At 45.5% G+C, this 13,683-nt stretch carries 7 protein-coding genes; 6 read left to right on the forward strand and 1 reads right to left on the reverse strand.

What is annotated here, in order from left to right; translation table 11 throughout:
- Positions 1 to 7 precede the first annotated feature (7 nt).
- Genes CH367_RS17080 through CH367_RS17105 form a run of 6 tightly spaced genes read left to right on the forward strand, consistent with a single transcriptional unit; the run spans position 8 to position 12,721 of the window.
- The gene (locus CH367_RS17080; protein ID WP_100763706.1) at positions 8 to 1,393 is read left to right on the forward strand and encodes a TldD/PmbA family protein; all 1,386 of its coding nucleotides are present in this window, start codon (positions 8 to 10) and stop codon (positions 1,391 to 1,393) included.
- Positions 1,390 to 2,724, forward strand: a complete 1,335-nt coding sequence (locus tag CH367_RS17085) for a TldD/PmbA family protein (RefSeq protein WP_100763707.1) — start codon at positions 1,390 to 1,392, stop codon at positions 2,722 to 2,724. Before CH367_RS17080 ends, CH367_RS17085 begins: the two co-directional genes overlap by 4 nt.
- Before the next feature lie 30 nt (positions 2,725 to 2,754).
- Positions 2,755 to 8,562, forward strand: a complete 5,808-nt coding sequence (locus CH367_RS17090) for an alpha-2-macroglobulin family protein (protein WP_476737515.1) — start codon at positions 2,755 to 2,757, stop codon at positions 8,560 to 8,562.
- Positions 8,563 to 8,571: 9 nt separating this feature from the next.
- Positions 8,572 to 10,668 carry a penicillin-binding protein 1C gene (gene pbpC, locus CH367_RS17095; RefSeq protein WP_100763709.1) on the forward strand — a complete coding sequence of 699 codons (2,097 nt, stop codon included), beginning with the start codon at positions 8,572 to 8,574 and terminating at the stop codon, positions 10,666 to 10,668.
- 60 nt (positions 10,669 to 10,728) lie between these two features.
- Complete coding sequence (locus CH367_RS17100) at positions 10,729 to 11,526, forward strand: AAA family ATPase (protein ID WP_100763710.1); 798 nt, start codon at positions 10,729 to 10,731, stop codon at positions 11,524 to 11,526.
- 1 nt (position 11,527) lies between these two features.
- Positions 11,528 to 12,721 (forward strand): VWA containing CoxE family protein, encoded by a 1,194-nt coding sequence (locus CH367_RS17105; protein WP_100763711.1) that lies wholly within the window; start codon positions 11,528 to 11,530, stop codon positions 12,719 to 12,721.
- Between the two features lie 43 nt (positions 12,722 to 12,764).
- Here CH367_RS17105 and CH367_RS17110 read toward each other — a convergent pair whose 3' ends face one another.
- Positions 12,765 to 13,682 (reverse strand): ketopantoate reductase family protein, encoded by a 918-nt coding sequence (locus tag CH367_RS17110; RefSeq protein WP_100763712.1) that lies wholly within the window; start codon positions 13,680 to 13,682, stop codon positions 12,765 to 12,767.
- Position 13,683: the final 1 nt, after the last annotated feature.

Here is a 13,683-nt window from a genome sequence, read left to right on the forward strand (position 1 = left end):
GGATAGAATGCAGACAAACAAAGCCCACCTGATCCTGGAAGCGGGATTGTCCAGAAAAGCAGATTTTGTAGAAATATTCGAAGAGGAGACAAGGTCTTCCTCGGTAAGTTTAAGAGATCAAAAAATCGAACAGAGTTTCGCCGGTATCGATTACGGAATCGGAATTCGACTGATTTACGGAACCGACGTTCTCTACGCTCATACAAACAACGAAGATCCGGAACATTTAATTTCTCTAATAGACCTCTTGGCCGATTCAAGAGGAGCCGCGAAAGGAAAAGGACAAGCCCTCGTACTCAGAGGCGATGTAAAAACTCCTTCGTTTCCGGTAAATATCAGAGATCCTCGTAAGGTTTCTCCGGATGAAAAACTAGAACTATTATTTCGAGCGGACAAAACCGCTCGGGGCACGTCTTCCAATATCGTCCAAGTCAGCGCGTCCGCATCCGATTCCGTTTCCAGAATCGGAATCTACAACTCGGAAGGATTGTCCTTAGAAGACTTACGGGTGAGAAGTCGTTTTAGCATCAACGTCGCCGCCGAAAAAGGGGGAGAACGTTTTGTAGCTTCCGAAAATCCGGGAGCGAGAAAAGGTTTTGAATTCTTTAGCGGTCTTCCGATCGAACAACTTTCCAAAACTGCGGCCGAAAGAGCGCTCCTCATGTTGTCCTCCGGTTATATCCAAGGTAAAAAAATGCCGGTGGTTATGGGCAACGGTTTTGGTGGTGTGATCTTTCATGAAGCCTGCGGACATCCTCTCGAAACCGAAGCGATTCGCAAGAAGTCTTCTCCGTTTGTGGATAAACTCGGAGAAAGAATCGCACAATCTTGTTTAACCGCGATCGACGACGGAACGATCCCCGATTCTTGGGGAAGTATCACCGTGGACGACGAAGGTTCCGCTCCGCAGAAAACCGTTTTGATCGAGAATGGAATTTTAAAAAGTTATCTTTCCGATCGGGTTGGAGCGGAAGAAGTCGGAGTTCCGAGAACCGGGAGCGCGAGAAGAGAAAGTTATATGTATGCTCCCGTTTCAAGAATGAGAAACACATACATCGCGGCCGGAAACGATTCTTTCGAATCCATGTTATCCGGAATCGACTACGGACTTTTCGCAAAGAAGATGGGCGGCGGTTCGGTAAACCCATCCACGGGAGAATTTAACTTTTCCGTGGAAGAAGGATACGTTATCCGAAACGGAAAGATCGCGGAACCGGTACGGGGAGCCACTTTGATCGGGAAGGGAGACGAGATTCTTCCCAAGATCAGCATGGTTGGAAACGATCTCGAACTTGCGGCGGGAATGTGCGGCGCTTCCTCGGGTTCCGTTCCCGTCACAGTGGGTCAACCTTCTTTGAAAGTGGACGAGATCCTCGTGGGAGGTCGTTCATGAATTTGGATCAATCCGTTGAGTATGTGTTAGACGTTTGTAAGAAGAAGGGACTCGATCAATACGATCTCGTGGGTTCCGAATCTAAGGACGTAGGAATCGAACTTTTCCGAAAACGAGTGAGCAACACCGAACTATCCAATTCCAGAGGAATCGGAATCCGTTTGATTCAATCCGGCAAACCCGGTTATTCTTACAGCGAAAAATTATCCGAAGAGGCTTTGACGCAGATGGTGGAAGACGCGGTCTCTCAGGCAAAAATTTCAGACGCGTTAGACATCGATCTACCCGGTCCTTCCGAACTTCCTAAGATAGACATTCGTTCTTACGAAGAATCCTTGGAATCTCTCGGTTTTGAATGGCTGAAATCCACCGGAGAAAAACTCGACGATCTGGCCTGGTCGGTCGGCGATAAAATCGAAAACGTTCCGTATTCGTACGCGGGTAAAACCTGGAGTCGATTTATATTAGCAAATTCGAATGGTCTTTTCCATAGCGAAAAATCGAATCTGGTTTCGGCGGGGGTTGCGTTAGTCGCAACGGACGGAAAAACGAAGAAGATGGGCGGTTTTACACGATCCGGTTTGGACTTGGATCGGATCCAGCCGGAATACATCGTTTCCACAGCCGCGGAACGTTCTATGGCCTTGCTCGGAGCGAAATCGATTCCGAGCGGATCGTATCCGATCGTTTTGTCGAATCGAATCAGTCCTCAGATTTTCGGAATGTTTTCTTCACCGTTTTCGGCGGACAGCGTTCAAAAAGGTCTTTCGCGTTTGGACGGAAAGATCGGCGCTCAAATCGCTTCTTCGAACTGGAACGTGTACTGTGATCCTCATGTTCGGGATTATCCGGGTTCGAGATTGCTCGACGCGGAAGGAGTTTTGACGCGTAAAAAAGCCGTGATCGAAAACGGAGTTTTGCAAACTTATCTCTATAATCTTGAATCCGCAAAAAAAGCGGGAGTGGCTCCTACAGGCAACGCTGTTCGATCGTACGGAGGAAGAGTGGGAACTTCGTTTAACAATTACGTTGTACCTAAGGGTGATAAAACCCTGGAAGAATTGTTGAAGAGCGTTCCCGAATGTATTTACGTTTTGAAACTCGAAGGCGGCTCGGGTTGTAGCGCGGTTTCCGGAGAGATTTCTATCGGTGTTCAGGGGATCTATTACAAAAACGGAATGCCCGTTCATCCCGTGGACAGCATAACAATGAATCTGAATTTTTTTGATCTTCTTTTCCGAATCGATGGAATTTCAAACGAATACAACGATTCTTATTCTTCGATCAAGGTTCCCGATATTCTGATTCGAGAAGCAAGTATCGCCGGCTGAAATCGGTTTTCGCTTGCTTCTCTCTTTGACATAGGGTTTTCTTTCCGAAATAACTTTCCGTTTCGGGAGAAACCCTTGAGTCCTTGGATCCACTTTTCGCAAACCCTCAAACTTTTCGTTTTACAAATTGCAAAACTTTTCAAAGAGAAGAATTTTTCGATTCGAATCCCTTCTCAGTCCTTTTCTAAAATTTATTTACTGATTCTGTTTCTTTTTGCGGGAACGATTCACGCTCAGGTAAGAATCGAATTCGGTCCCACGGGAGAAGTGAAAAAACCTTCTCAGATCCGAGCCAAGTTTTCGGAATCGATGATTCCTTTGGGGAATCCGAAATTCTCCCTATACCCATTCGAGATCCGTTGTCCGTTACAAGGAACGCAACGTTGGGTGGACGATAAAAACTGGGTTCTTGAATTTCCGGAATTGCTTCCGGGCGGAGTGGAATGTACGTTCGAAACGAAGAAGGTCAAATCGGTGGCCGGAAATTCTTTGAACGAAGGTGAAAAGTTCTCCTTCAACACGGGCGGACCCGAAATGGATTCTTCCTCTCCGTATGAAGGAGGAATCATAGACGAGGATCAGATTTTTATCGTGGATCTGGATTCCGAACCGGATTCTTCCTCGATGAGCGATCATATCTACTTTGTGACCGACGGGCTTCGCGATAAGATCGGTTTTAGCAAGGTCAGTAGCTCCGTCGAAAAACAAATCCTAAAGGCGAACTACAGAGACGGAAAAACGGAGCGGACGATTTTGATCAAACCGGATCAGAAGTTCGCGAGCGGTAAAAAAGTTTATCTCGTTTTGGAACAGGGACTCAAATCCAAATCGGGAGTTCCCAGAAGCTCCACAAGAAAAATTGAATATACCGTAAGACAGGCTTTCCGCGCCGAATTCAATTGTGATCGAGTGAACGCGAAAGCCGCTTGTATTCCTTCCTTGCCTTTGACCTTGAACTTCAATTCTCCGGTTGCGGTCGAAATTCTCAAAAAGATTCAGCTTCAAACCGCAGAAGGTAAAATGATTCCCGCCGTTGTTTCGGGCGAGAACGGAAGTCATGAATACGGAGTTCGTTTTCCAACACCTCTTTCACCGAAGTCGAAGTTTCAGATCATTCTTCCTTCGGGTGTAAAGGATGACGCCGGTCGTCCGCTCGTGAATCAATCCTCTTTTCCTTTGAGTGTTTCCACGGATGATTATCCTCCGCTTTTGAAGTTCGCTTCTCAGTTCGGAATTTTGGAACGATTTCCGGAAGCGGTTCTTCCGGTTACGATTCGAAACCTGGAAGCGGAGAATCCGGTTCGATTGTATCAAGTAAAGACCACACCCGATACTTCGGATAAGGTCAAAGAACAATTCGATAAGTTGAAGGACAAGGGAAAGGAAATTCTCAACTGGGCCACGGGTAAGGACGAAAAAAATTCCAATTCGGGTCAAAACACACAACAGTTTACGGGAAGAGAAATGATTCTCGATTCCACTCAGATCGGTGAAATCGTTCAATATCTCAAGACGATCGAAAATCTGGAACATCGTTACTCCATCTTCGATCCTTCTAAAAATCCTCCGCCTACCAACGAGATCAAACTTCAAAGCAAACAAGGAACGAGACGTTTTGAAGTGGTCGGAATTCCTCTTAAAAAACCGGGCTTTCACGTAGTCGAAATGAAATCGGACGTATTAGGAAATTCTTTATTAGGAATCAATCAACCGTTTTACGTTCGCACCGCGGCCCTTGTTACCAATCTTTCCTTACATTTTAAATGGGGAAAAGAATCCTCTCTGGCCTGGGTTACAAGATTGAACGACGCGAAGCCGGTCCCGAACGCGGACATTCAAATCTTCAATTGTAAGAACGAAAAAATTTACGTGGGGAAAACCGGTCCGAACGGAACCCTGATCATCAAAGGAATTCCTACAAAATCCAAGGCTCCGTATTGTTCTTGGAGAGCCTATGACAACGGTTTGTTTTTGACCGCGGTTTCCGAAGACGACTTTACGTTCACTCATACTCGTTGGCAAAACGGAATCGAAAACTGGAGATTCAATCTTCCCGGAGATTACGGAGACAGCAACGTTCTATTTCATCCGATTTTGGATAGAACCTTATTCCGCGCGGGCGAAACCCTTTCGATGAAACTCGTGTCGAGGGGAAAACGTTCCTTCGGTTTCGAGGTTCCGGGTCAAAACGAATATCCCGCCTTTGCAAAAATCGTTCACTCCGGTAGCGAAAAAGAATATTCACTTTCTTTAAAGTGGACTCCGGAAGGAACCAGTTCGGTTCAATTCAAAATTCCGAAAGAAGCTAGCCTCGGAGTGTATCGGATCTCGTTGAGCGACTTTCCCGGCAAGGACAGGGGGCAGGTTTACGCCGGAGAATTCAGGGTGGAAGAGTTTAGAGTTCCTCTGATGAAAGCCGACTTTCAAACCTCCGGTTCGAACGTTTCTCCATCGAAGATCGGAGTTACGGGGAGCGTTCGATATCTTTCCGGTGGAGGCGCCGGAAAAATTCCAGTTTTACTCCGAACCAGAGTTACGAACGGAGGAGGAGTTTACTTTCCGGATTATTCCGATTTTTCGTTTAGCAACGGTAAGGTGAATCAAAAATCCGAGGACAACGAAGAATCATCGAACACAAGCGCGGTCGAGTTTACGAAAACTCCTTTGACCTTGGACTCGAAAGGATTTTTTGAAACAACGGTGAAGTCGATTCCGGAATCCGATACGACTCAAGTTTTGGAAACGGAACTCGAGTACAGAGATCCGAACGGAGAAATCCAAAGCGCTTACAGATCCTTTCCGATTTATCCGTCAGCGTATCATATAGGAATCGCACCCGAAGGTTGGGCCGCGGTTCAAGACGCGGTTAAGTTTAAGGTCGCGGTCTTGGATTTGAAGGGAATGCCCGTGGAAGGAAAGAAGGTAAGCGTAATCGCGTTTACAAGAAATTATTATTCCAACCGAAAACGTTTGGTCGGCGGTTTTTACAGCTACGAACACAAATACGAGATCAACGAACTCGGAGAATTCTGCTCCGGTAAAACCAACTCAAAAGGAATTTTATTCTGCAATGCTCCCGTTAAATCGACCGGAGAAATTTATTTCGAAGCCTCCTTATCCGGCGAGGATGTAAAAGCGCATTCTTCCGTTTGGGTTTCGGGTAAGGATGATTTTTGGTTCGCCGCAAGCGATCACGATCGTATGGATCTTCTTCCCGAAAAGAAAGAATACCAAGCGGGTGAAAAGGCTAAGTTTCAAGTGAGAATGCCTTTTAGAGAAGCGACCGCACTTGTCACGGTGGAAAGAGAAGGGATCATCAACTCTTATATCAAAACGTTGAGCGGTAAAGAACCGGTAATCGAAATTCCGGTGGAGAATTCTTTTGCTCCGAACGTTTTCGTTTCCGTGCTCGCGGTTCGAGGACGTGTGGACAGTCCGAAAGAAACCGCGCTCGTGGATTTGGCGAGACCTTCCTTTCGATTGGGGGTCGCTCAAATTCGAGTCGGTTGGAAACCGTTCGAGGTTCCGGTTCGTGTGGAAACCGATAAGACAGTCTACGGAACCAGACAAAAAGCGAAGGTGAAAATTCAGATCGACCATCCTTCCGCACAGGTAAAGAAGGACGCAAGAATCACGTTAGCCGCCGTTGACCAGGGGCTTCTCGAATTGAAGTCCAATGATACCTGGGATCTTCTACGTGCGATGATGCGCGAACGGGGCAACTCCGTGGAAACATCCACCGCACAACTTCAGGTTGTGGGAAGAAGACACTTCGGATTAAAAAGTCTTCCACCCGGAGGCGGCGGGGGCGGGTCCACCACCCGAGAATTGTTCGACACCCTTCTTTTTTGGAAAGCGGATTTAAAACCGGACGAGAACGGATTTTTAGAAGTGGAAGTTCCGTTGAACGATTCTTTGACTTCGTTTAAGATCGTCGCTATCGTTCATTCCGGAAAGGATAAGTTCGGTTCCGGTTCGACTCAGATTCAAACCACAAGAGACGTTTTGGTGTATCCTTCGATCGCTCCGTTTGCAAGGGAGAAGGACAACGTTCAAAGCGGACTTTCCTTAAAGAACACAACCGAAAGAACCCTCTCCTTGGAAATCAGTCCGAAAACATCACCGGATCTTAAATTAGAAACTAAGAATATACAATTGAAGGCCGGAGAATCCGCAAACGTTCTTTGGGACATTGCAATTCCGTCGAAGAAGAACGAAATCGTTTACGAGTTTCAAACCAAGGAAACCGGAGGCGGTTCCTTTACGGATTCGGTTCGTTTCCGTCAAAAGGTGGGAGAATCGGTTCCGGTTCGTGTGCTTCAATCCACATTCAGACGTTTGGAGGATGGAACGTTAAGCGTTCCGATTCAGGAACATCAGGAAGCGATCGAGGGAAGCGGAGAATTAGAGATCAGTTTAAAATCTTCCTTAACGGGAGGAGCGATTCTCACTTCCAGAGAATACATGAGTCTCTATCCGTATTCTTGTCTCGAGCAAAAACTTTCCAAGGCGATCGCGGCCGGTTCCGAAAAAGAATGGAATCAGATCATGGATCAGTTGAGTTCCTATTACGACGGGGACGGTCTTTTGAAATTCTTCCCTATGTCCTGGTATGGAAGCGAAATCTTAACGGCTTACGTGTTGATTCTTTCGGCCGAATCCGGTTATAAAATTCCGGAAGCCGCAAGAACGACTCTGCTCGAGGCTCTCAATCGTTATACGAACGGTTTGATTTACAGAAACGGTTATATCTCAAATACCGATTTTCTTTTGAGAAAGATCATCGTTCTCGACGCGATGTCTCGTTTTCAAACGGTCGGGGACGACGTGATTCGTAGCGTTCAAACCGATCCGAAAATTCTTCCTTCGGATATTCTGATCAGCCTTAGAAATCTATATTCAAAATCGGGAATATACAAAAATCAGATTCCTCAGTTGGATACTCTTTTAAAATCCAGATTTAGAATTCAGGGAACCTCTTACAATTTAACGGACGAACCGGTTCTCTGGTGGCTTTTATCCTCGAGCGATTCCACCGTGATGAGAACCATTCTATCCGTCGTAAAGGATCCGAATTGGAAGGACGACCTTCCGAGAATGATTCGGGGCGCGATCGCAAGACAGTCCAAGGGTCATTGGGATATCACACCCGCGAACGCTCTTGGAATTCTCGCATTCCAATCGTATTCGAGACAATTCGAAAAGGATTCCGTGGAAGGAAACACGGTCGTGAAGTTGGAAAACAACACGAACACTTTGGAATGGAAGAATAAAAAAGATCCGCCCACGATTTCGATCCCGATGCCGAGAAGCACGCAGAACTTGGAGTTCGTTCAAAATGGAAACGGTAAACCATACGCCGTGATTCATACGAAGGCCGCTCTTCCTTTGAAGGAAAAACTGGAAAGCGGAATGAGAATGGAAAAGGAAATCTTGGACGAATCCGGAAGTAAAAAATCCTCCTTTAAAGAAGGAGACGTTGTGCGTGTCCGTTTAAAAATTTATACCGAATCCGCACTTTCCTGGATCGCGGTAAGAGATCCGATTCCCGCGGGTGCGAGCATCTTGGGCTCGGGACTCGGAAATGATTCTCGTTCCGGCGGAGAATTGGCAAAGGAAACGGATTGGTGGTCTTCTCCTACTTTTGTGGAACGAAAATGGGAAGGTTATACCGCGTATTTTGAATATTTACCGGCGGGTTCCGTGACCTTGGAATACGTTTATCGAATCAATCACAGCGGGAAATTCATACTACCTCCGACTCGAACCGAGGCCATGTATCTTCCCGATCAGTTTGCGGAACTTCCGAACCCGGATCAAACGGTGAACAAAGAATAGAATCTTCGTATGGGGAGAATTTTGAGAGGTCCGGCTTTTTTCGTATATTTTTACATTGGAATATTCTTTATTTCGAATGTGATCAGTGCGGGAGAAGTTGTTCCTTCTTATCGTGAGATTCGGAATTCGTATCATTCTTCGGATGGAACGATTCTGGATTTTCACGGAAGATTTCTCCAGACGATTCGTCTGAATTCTCGGGAAAGAAAACTCGGTTGGACGGAAGAGGGAGAAATTCCGGAAACTTTGCTTCTTTCCTTGTTTTTACAGGAAGACAAACGATTTTTCGAACATTCCGGCGTGGATAAACTTGCGATTCTCGGAGCGCTTAAGGATAGAATTTTAGGAAATTCGAAACGGGGTGCGAGTACTCTTTCCATGCAGTTGGCGGGAATTTTTCTCGGAACAAAACCCGGCCGAAGAAGTATCTTTGATAAATGGGATCAGATGAATCTCGCCGATACGATCGAAAAAACTTGGACCAAAAATGAAATTCTCACCGCGTATTTGAATTTGGCTCAGTTCCGAGGGGAACTCAGGGGACTTCGCGCCGCGAGCCGCGGAATTTTCCAGAAAGAACCGTCCGCGTTAAGCGACACCGAATCCATTTTTCTTGTCGCTCTGCTTCCGTTTCCGGGAGCCAATTCGGAAACATTGGCGAGAAGAGGTTGTATTCTTGCTAAAAAAATACGAAAAGAAGATCTCTGCGATTCGTTCGAGGGCCTTTCCAAACAGGCAACCGCGAAGATAAACGGTTTGCCTTCCACCGGTGGAATCGCATTACACGCGGCTCAAAAGATTTTCCGGGAAAATCCGGGAATTCTATCCGGGAACGCAAAAATTAAAACGACATTGGATTTCGATCTTCAATGGAAGATCGAAGAACTTGCAAAAAACATAATAGACGGATTGAAAAAAAAGAACGTCGCCGAAACCGGAATTCTCGTTTTGGACAATCGATCCGGCGCAATTCTCACCTATATCGGAAACTTGGAAGGAAGTTCCTCATATTACGTGGACGCGATTCAATCCAAAAGGCAGGCAGGCTCGACTTTAAAACCGTTTTTGTATGCGCTTGCATTTGAGAACGAAGTTTTAAAACCGAATTCGATTTTGGATGACAGTCCATTTGAATGGAAGGCGGTTTCCGGAATTTATAAACCTTCGAACTACAGCGATATTTATCACGGGAACGTACAGGCGAAGTATGCTCTTGCTTCTTCCTTAAACATTCCCGCGATTCACGTATTGGATCTTGTGAGCGTCTCCGGTTTTGTGCAGAGATTGAGAGAGCTCGGACTGAGCGGTTTGGAACGAGCGGACTTTTACGGATCTTCTCTCGCTCTTGGGAGCGCGGATGTAACCTTATTCGAATTGACGAACGCTTATAGAACCTTGGCCAACGATGGAATGAATTCAAGACCGACGTTCTATCCGAACGAAGCGAAACAAGCGATTCAGGAAAACTTATCGGAAGGCAACGTATGGAATCGTGTCTATTCAAAAGAGACATCGAACACGTTATCCGAAATTCTTTCCAACCGAGAATATAGATCCCTTTCCTTCGGATTGAACAACCATCTAAGCACTCGCTTTTTTACGGCGGTCAAAACGGGAACATCGCAGGATATGCGGGACAACTGGTGTGTTGGATATTCCAAAAATTATACGGTGGGAGTTTGGGTCGGGAACATGGACGGAAGTCCGATGTGGGATGTGAGCGGGGTTACCGGTGCGGCTCCGATTTGGAACGCGATCATGAATCTTCTGCAAGACAGAGAACAACAACCGAGTCACCGTGTGTTCGAAGCCTATAACGATTCTACGACGAGACCGATCACGGAGTCTTCTTCCATTCCTAAAATTCTCATTCCCAGCAACGATACGATCTACGCGATCGATCCGGATATACCGGAAGGCAAACAGAAGATTCATTTTTCCGCTTCGTTTTTTGCGGAAGGATATCAATGGATTTTAAACGGCAAACAAATTCAAAGAACAAGAGACAAGGAAGTTTTTTGGAAACCGGAACGAGGGTTTCACATTCTTTCCGTGCAGGATTCGAACGGAAAAATCGTCGACAGCGTAGTTTTCGAAGTCAGATAAAAGAAAGGTTTTTCTCTTGCAGGGAAGAACCTTCACGTTAGAATCAAACCAAGATTTCTCATGAAACTATCCACTGAAACGTATCTATTGTCTCCCGCTTTGGAAGAAGCGATCCTTCTTGCAGAGGTGACTTCTCGTCCCTTACTCTTGAAGGGAGAACCCGGAACCGGAAAATCTCTCTTAGCCGAATATCTTGCGGATCAAAGAAAACTTCCTCTTTACACTTGGCATATCAAGTCGATCACACAAGCCAAGGAAGGTTTGTATTTTTACGACGCGGTTTCCAGACTCAATGATTCCCGTTTTTCGGAGGATTCCGAAAAGGTAAAGAATATAGAAAATTATATCCGGCTCGGTGCGCTCGGAGAAGCGTTCGATCTGGATAAAAAGTCGATCGTGCTCATAGACGAAATCGACAAGGCCGACATAGAATTTCCGAACGATCTTCTTTTGGAATTGGATCGGATGGAATTTTTTATTCCCGAAATTTCGAAACGGATTCAGGCAAAACATCGTCCACTTACGATCATCACCTCGAACAACGAAAAGGAATTGCCCGCGGCATTCTTAAGAAGATGCATTTTTCATTATATAGAATTTCCCGATCCGGAATTTATGAAAAAGATCATCCTTTCTCATTATCCGGGAGTGGGTCATACACTTTTGATCAAAGCGCTCGAGATGTTTTATCTCATACGAAGAATGGACGATCTGAAAAAGAAACCCGGCACGAGCGAACTGTTGGATTGGATTCAGATATTGGTGCACCAAGGGGCGGTTTTGAAAGAAGAGGTTAGAATTCCTTTCTTAGGCGCCTTGATCAAAAACGAAGAGGATCTGAGATTATTCAGAAATTAGAATGTTTATACCTTTCTTTTACAGGCTGAAGAGCGAAGGAGTTCCGGTGACAACCGGAGAATTTCTCGACTTTTTGAAAGTTGTGGATCATTACACCACACACAAAAAGGCATGGATCGATCTGAACGAATTGTATCGTTTTTCAAGAGCCTGTATGGTAAAAGACATCAAATATTTCGACGCGTTCGATCTTGTGTTCTCCGAGATATTCGGGGAAAAAGGCGCGTTAAAACCCGAGTTTAAACAGGAACTTTTGGATTGGTTGAATCAAATATTCGATAATCCTAATAAACTTCCCCCTTCTTTGATTCCTCCGGAGGAACTTTTAGAGGAACTCAAAAAAAGACTCGAGGAACAGAAAGGGGAACATCACGGCGGACGCAAATGGGTCGGAACCGGAGGAAGTTCTCCCTTTGGACACGGGGGTCAAAACCCGGAAGGAGTTCGGGTCGGCGGAGAGGGTGGAAACCGTTCCGCGGTGTTTCAAGCATTAGAAAGACGTTATAAAGAATACAGAACCGACGAACAACTCGATGTGCGTCAGATCAAAACCGCGCTCAAAAAACTCAGGAATCTTAGAAAGGAAGGTGTTTCCGAATTTCATCTTCCGAAAACGATCGATTCCACCTGTAGAAACGCGGGTGATATTCAGATCGAGTTTGAAAGATCCAGAAAGAACGGACTCAAGGTTCTATTGCTCATGGATACGGGAGGGAGTATGACCTCCCACGCGGAACGGGTCAATAAACTCTTTTCCGCGAGTCATCAGATCAATCACTTTAAGGAATTTCATTACTATTACTTTCACAACATCATCTATGACGCAGTGTATCCCAAAGCGAATATGAGAACACCGATGTCTCTGCAAAGAATTTTCAAAAAACACAGTGAAGATACGAAACTCATTCTCATCGGAGACGCGTATATGGCTCCGTACGAACTACTCGATTCCACATACGGATATTATCACAGTCGATTTAGAACGGACTTTCGACTTCCCGAAAATCCGGAATCGGGCTTGGATTCTTTAAAACGAATTCGAAGACATTTTAAGGATTCGATCTGGTTGAATCCGGAACCGATGAAATATTGGGACGCGCCTACGATCCGTGAAATCGGAGATCAGATTCCCATGTATTTTTTATCCTTGGACGGATTGGAAAGAGGAATCCGAAAACTTCTCAATTCTTTTTAGTGCGTTAGTCGACTTTCCTTCAATTCTTTTTAGCAAATCGCGCTTACGAATTTTCCTTCAGCTTCAAAAGAGAATATAAGGTTTGAATATGAGGAATTTCTAAACCGTTTTTTTCGGCGATACGGATCGTGTTCCCGAGAATCGCCTCAATTTCCATGGGCCTTCCCGATTCAAAATCCAAAAGCATACTCGTTTTGTAAGGTTTCATCGTTTCCGTCATCGTGATAAAAGTAGGGATCTGAGTTTCGGGAACCTCGGCCCCGTCCAACGTGGAAAGTTTTTGGACCTCTTTCATAATTTCGATCACGAGTTTGCGTCCGAACGGTTGCGCTAAAATTTCGAAAGTGTTTTTGCCGCCGGAAAGAACGCTGATCGGATTGAAGGGAGCGTTCCACATCAATTTTTTCCAACGGGCTTGTCGGATCGTTTCCGTAATTTGTGTGGGAACTCCCACCCCGTTGAAAAGATCCGCGATCTTTTTCGCAACGGAAGAATTCTTTCGATTCCAAGAACCGATCGTCAACTCTCCGTAATCCAAATGAAGAATTTTCCCGTTGTCCAAACGGTTCGCACAGACGAACGCAAGTCCGCTTAGGATTTCGTTCTTCGGATACAAATTCTCAACCGGTTCTTCGATGCCGATTCCGTTTTGTAAAAGTAAGATCGGAACTTGATCCGGAATTTGTTTTCCTAAGATCGTTTCCAAACGAACCTCGGGAAGACATTTCAAACAGTTTAGAATGAGATCGTATTTTTTTAAATTCTCGGGTACCGTTTCAAAAACGTCTTCGGCTCCGTATTTGAAATCGCCCCAGGGTTGGCTTTCGATCCGAAATCCGTTCTTTTTCAACTCTAAGGAATTTCTACGGACCCAAAAATCCAAACTGCAACCCGCTTGTGCAAGTTTGCCCGCGTACAGTCCGGCGATCGCTCCGGAACCTAAAACCAATATTCGAAACAAT

The organism is Leptospira barantonii (assembly GCF_002811925.1).
GTDB classification, from domain to species: domain Bacteria; phylum Spirochaetota; class Leptospiria; order Leptospirales; family Leptospiraceae; genus Leptospira; species Leptospira barantonii.

Bases quoted from the DNA above. Each gene is read 5' to 3' on its own strand.
- CH367_RS17080 (WP_100763706.1), top strand. From the start codon at position 8: ATGCAGACAAACAAAGCCCACCTGATCCTGGAAGCGGGATTGTCCAGA.
- CH367_RS17085 (WP_100763707.1), top strand. From the start codon at position 1,390: ATGAATTTGGATCAATCCGTTGAGTATGTGTTAGACGTTTGTAAGAAG.
- pbpC (WP_100763709.1), top strand. From the start codon at position 8,572: ATGGGGAGAATTTTGAGAGGTCCGGCTTTTTTCGTATATTTTTACATT.
- CH367_RS17100 (WP_100763710.1), top strand. From the start codon at position 10,729: ATGAAACTATCCACTGAAACGTATCTATTGTCTCCCGCTTTGGAAGAA.
- CH367_RS17105 (WP_100763711.1), top strand. From the start codon at position 11,528: ATGTTTATACCTTTCTTTTACAGGCTGAAGAGCGAAGGAGTTCCGGTG.